Source organism: Nodosilinea sp. LEGE 07298 (assembly GCF_015207265.1).
Classification (GTDB): Bacteria; Cyanobacteriota; Cyanobacteriia; order Phormidesmidales; family Phormidesmidaceae; genus Nodosilinea.
On sequence record NZ_JADEXE010000403.1, the window covers coordinates 1 to 4,967 of the forward strand.

Annotated in this window: 4 protein-coding genes; 2 read left to right on the forward strand and 2 right to left on the reverse strand. The window is 59.5% G+C overall.

All coding sequences use genetic code 11. The features are described from left to right. A partial coding sequence (locus tag IQ273_RS30340) for an L-lactate permease (protein WP_194026819.1) occupies positions 1–1,182 on the forward strand: 1,182 nt, incomplete at its 5' end. Between the two features lie 283 nt (positions 1,183–1,465). On the opposite strand, the gene IQ273_RS30345 is transcribed toward IQ273_RS30340, so the two are convergent. Further along, complete coding sequence (locus tag IQ273_RS30345; protein WP_194026820.1) at positions 1,466–2,659, reverse strand: citrate synthase; 1,194 nt, start codon at positions 2,657–2,659, stop codon at positions 1,466–1,468. Positions 2,660–2,808: 149 nt separating this feature from the next. Continuing rightward, positions 2,809–3,837: a Gfo/Idh/MocA family protein gene (locus IQ273_RS30350; protein WP_194026821.1), complete on the reverse strand. Its 1,029-nt coding sequence runs from the start codon at positions 3,835–3,837 to the stop codon at positions 2,809–2,811. A 107-nt stretch (positions 3,838–3,944) separates the two neighbouring features. Between IQ273_RS30350 and IQ273_RS30355 the strand changes: the two genes are divergently transcribed. Further along, a partial coding sequence (locus IQ273_RS30355; RefSeq protein ID WP_194026822.1) for a YheT family hydrolase occupies positions 3,945–4,967 on the forward strand: 1,023 nt, incomplete at its 3' end.

Here is a 4,967-nt window from a genome sequence, read left to right on the forward strand (position 1 = left end):
CCGCTGATCTTTGGCATGGATGCGGGGCTAGGGGGGGCAGCGGCGGTGGAGGCAGCCCTGACGGCCCAAAACCTCGATCTGATCGATTTTATTGCCCAGGTGGGGAGCCGGGCCGCTTTAATTCACGCTGCGATCGGCACGTTTATTCCGCTGGTGCTGGTGGTGATGCTCAACCGTATTTTTGGTCGGAGTCAGGCGCGGGCGGAGGGACAAGGGGTGTGGACGTTTGCTCTGGCAGCCGGACTAGCCTTTACAGTGCCCTACAGCCTGACGGCGGCATTCCTGGGGCCAGAGTTTCCGTCGATGATTGGTGGACTAGTGGGACTGACCGTGGTCGTCACCCTCATTCGCCAGGGTTGGCTACAGCCTGAGCAGCCCTGGGATTTCCCGCCCGCAGAGACCTGGCCAGAGACCTGGTCAGGAGGTGTAACACCAGCGCTGCCTTCACCACCAGCGGGGATGACGGTGGTGAAAGCATGGCTGCCCTACGTCCTGCTGGGGGGACTGTTGGTCCTGTCTCGGCTGTCCCAATTACCACTCAAGGGTTGGCTACAGGGGGCAAGAGCTGCGTGGACCGGAATCTTTGGCACCACCATCACCGTGACCTCTACCCCGCTCTACCTGCCGGGCACGATGTTTTTGCTCGTGGTGGCTGTCACCTACGGTCTGCACCAGATGAAGCCCAGCGATTTGGGTCAGGCAGTGGGGCGATCGCTGCCAGTGCTGCAAAAAACAGCCCTGGCGCTGGGGTCGGCGGTGCTGATGGCGCGGGTCTTTATCAATTCTGATGTGAATAGCTCCGGGCTACCCAGTATGCCCCTGGCCTTGGCGGAGGGCATGTCGGCCCTGGCAGGAGGAAGCTGGCCCCTGTTTGCCGCTGGGGTAGGTACGATTGGAGCTTTTGTGGCGGGCAGCGTTACCGTCAGCAATATGATGTTTTCGCTGTTTCAGTTTGGGGTGGCGGAAAACATCGGCACGCCGCCGCCGCTTATTTTGGCCCTGCAAACGGTAGGGGCCTCGGCAGGCAATGTAATTTGCGTGTCGAACGTGGTAGCGGCAGCGGCCACAGTCGGGCTGCTGGGCCGAGAAGGGCTGCTCATGCGCCAGCTCCTGCCGGTGGTGGTTTATTACCTGGGGCTGGCGGGAGTGATTGGGATGGTATGGGCCACCGCTGGGGGATGAGGGGTGTCAGGTGTTGGGTGTACGGTTTGCGGTGCACGGCATGCGACAGACCTTGAACCGTATACCTTGAACCGTATACCCCCGACACCCAACACCTAGAACCCTTCCAAACAAAAGCCCCCCGGCGCAAGCGCCAGAGGGGCAGGAGTTCCTGAAAATCGTCACTAAATCAATGATCGGCGCTTATGGAGAGGGTGCCCAGAGGGGTCTGACCCATCAGGAGCCCCTCAGATCTGGTTCCTAAAAATTTGGTTCCTAAAAAATCTGAAGGGAGCCGATCTGGTTACGGAGTTTCGTAGGAGGGTAGAGATACGGAAAATCCCTGTTTATCCCAAATTTGAGGTCGATTGACAAGGTCAACATAGGCCTGGTCGCGGGGGCCGGTATAAATCTGGGTGGGCCTAAAGATGCGGTTCTCGCCTAGCTGCTCTTTCCAGTGAGCCAGCCAGCCAGCTACCCGGGCGATCGCAAAAATTGGCGTAAACAAATCGGTGGGAATGCCCAGCTTGCGGTAGACCAGCCCGGAGTAGAAGTCGACATTAGGGTAAATGCCCTTTGTGCCCAGCTTTTCAGAGACGGCCTGCTCCATCTCTAGGGCGATCGCGTAGTATTCGTCCTGGCCAAATTTCTCGAAGAGCTGCTCGGCCAGCCCCTGCAAAATGGTGGCGCGGGGGTCTTTGACCTTGTAAACCCGGTGGCCAAAGCCCATGATCTTAGACTTTTCGGCAATGCAGCGCTCCACATAGGGGCGCACGTTTTCGACCGAGCCAATTTGCTCTAGCATCTCAATCACCTCCTCGTTGGCCCCGCCGTGGAGCGGCCCTGCCAGGGTGCCCACCGCCGAAGCGACGACCGCATAGGGGTCGGTCAGGGTCGAAGCCGTCACCATGGCCGAAAAGGTCGAGGCATTGATGGTGTGCTCGGCGTGCAGCGTCAGGCAAATGTCAAAAATGCGGGCCGCCAGGGGGTCGGGCTCGCGCTCGTTGAGCATGTAGAGAAAGTTGGCGGCATAGTTAAGGTCGTCGCGGGGCTGCACCGGGTCGTTGCCCTTGCGCATGAGCTGAAACGCCGCCACCATAGTGGGAATTTTGGCCAGCAGCCGCACTACAGCTTTTTGAATGTAGATGGGGTTATCGAGGGCGCGGCGCGAGTAGAACAGGCCCAGGGCTGCCGCGCAGGCCTGTAAGGCATCCATGGGGTGACCGCTCTCAGGAAAGCACTTCATCATGTCGCGGATGCGGTACTTGAGGCGGCGGTGATAGCGAATTTCGTACTCAAAGGCTTCTAGCTCGCTCTTGGAGGGCAGCCCACCCCAAATCAACAGGTAGGCCGTTTCGAGAAACGTGCCGCGCTGAGCCAGTTCTTCGATGGGAATACCGCGATACTCCAAAATTCCCGCCTGGCCATCCACAAAGCTAACGCTCGACTGGGTGGCCGGTACACCCTCTAAACCGGGCCTGTAGTCACATGCGGCCATATCGTTGTTACTCCCGTTCGCTGACCTATGATTCCAAGGGGCATAAACGCCCGCCGTCATCAACGCTACCAAATCATCTGATCAACGTCGGCCTCGCTGTCAACTCCGTTAGCCTTAGCGACCCTCACTGAGGCCATTCAGACAGCAGATTATGAGGAGGCAGACGCAGGGGGTGCCACGTCCACCGCCCGCCCCATCGCCGCCGATCGCTGGGCGCAGGTCGCCACCTGTAGCGTGTACAGACTGGCCTCGGGGTTACAGTACAGCGCCTGACCGGTCAGCAAATGATCAACGACTTGAGCAGTGTCGGCGGCAAATAGCCCTCGCCGCGAGCCAACGTCTAGGGGGCGAGAGCCCTGGATGTTGGTAATGGTGCCGCGATCGCCCTCAAAACACAAATACCCCTCGTTGCCCATTACCTCCAGCCGCCGCCTCGCCTCCCACAGTGCCTCGCCCTTGCCATAGACTACTTCAGCGATTAGCCCTGAGGCAAAGGTGAGCTGGGCGGTGCAGAGGCAGGTGGTGTAGCAGGTTGTTCCTTCTGAATTTTGGGTGAGGCCGCTGTAGTGGTTTTGGCAGTAAACCCGCGCTACCGGGCCAAAGCAGTCGATCAGTCGGTGCAGCCGCGACAGCGCCCCCACCAGGGGAAACCCAAATAGACTGGGGCAGTAGGTCCAGGTGAGGGGGGCGGGTCGGCGAGGGGCCAGCGTGCCGTAGCGAGCATAAAAGGGCAGGCCCACCGCCGCCAGGTTGGCTTTGAGGGCACGGTGGGTACCGCCCAGCAGCTCGATGTGCTCGACATGCAGCAGGCGCTGTTTGGTCTGGGCCAGGGTGAGCAGCGCCTGGGCCTGCTCTGCATTTAGCGCCAGCGGATACTCGACTACCACGTGGCGATTCGCCTCCAGGGCCGCCGCCACGACTGAGCTGTGCTCACTGTTGACGTGGCAGACCATAATCACGTCCAGGTCGTCGTAGGTAACCAGGTCTTGCCAGCGATCGAGAGCAAGGGCGTTGTACTGTTCGGCAAAGGCTACGGTTTCAGCGGTGGTGTGTCCTGCTACCGCTACCAATTGAGCCGAGGGCATCCTCTGGATCGCATCGGCCCGGAGTCGAGCCACAAACCCGGTGCCAACCAGACCCACTCGCACCACATCGCTCTGATTTTTGGGGGCGGTCATGACATTTCTCCTCGCCAGGGTAGCCATCATCGTACGTTTTTCTTTGGTGGGGGGATGGTGCCCAACGGATTTCTCTGGAATGCTAAGAGCAGTCTTTGCGCAACCCTATGCCTCCCTTTGTGCCCCCCTGGTTTTTGCAAAATGGCCTGGCCATGACCCTCTACACGGCCCTGGTGGCCAACCAGAACTGGCCTCAAAACACCGATTTGCCGCCGATAAGCTATCGAGATCATGTGTTTAAGGGGCATGGAGATGTGCCCATTTTTGGCCGCTGGGTGGTGCCAACTTACGCTCGGGGCACCATCATTGCTACCTACGGCATTACTGGCAGCCTGGATGACCAGTGGCAACTGGAGATTTTAGGCCGCAAAGCCTACCACCGGGGCTATGGCCTGGTGATGTTTGACTGGCGTGCCCACGGCAAAACAGCCGAACTCTCTCCGACCCTGACCTCCGACGGCATCTATGAAGGCCATGACTATATTGCCCTGGCCGCGCAAGCTAAGGCTTTGGGCTGTGCGCCACCGTTTTGGCTTATGGGCTACTCGCTGAGCGGGCAGCTGGCGCTATGGGGAGCCAAAGCTGCCATGGATTTGCCTCCTGACAGCGGTTTAGGGCCAAGCGATATTGGCGGCGTGGTGGTGGTCTGCCCCAGCCTCGACTCCAATCGATCGCTGAAGTATCTAACGGCGGATCCGTTGGGTAAATATTTGGAGCGATCGATCGCACGCGAACTCAAGCGGCTGGCCCAGCGGCTGCATCAGTTGCACCCTGGTCATTTTGACCTGGCAGCGATCGATCGCGCCAACAGTATTTGGGGCTTTGACCACGAGCTGGTGATTGTTAGGCTAGGGTTTACCAGCGTAGAAGACTACTACGATGCCAGCAGCCCCCTGCCCTTCATGGCCGATCTGAGCATTCCCACCCTGATTCTTTACGCCACCGATGACCCGCTGTTTAGCCCTGAGATTATCCCCGACCTGAAACGAGTTTGTGCGGCCAACCCCAAGATTGACCTGGTGCTGACTGACTACGGTGGCCACGTGGGCTACTACAGCAGCAGCGCCGGTCAGCGCCTGGCGGGGGATAGTGACCCCTGGTGGGCGTGGAACCGAGCGCTGGAGTGGGTG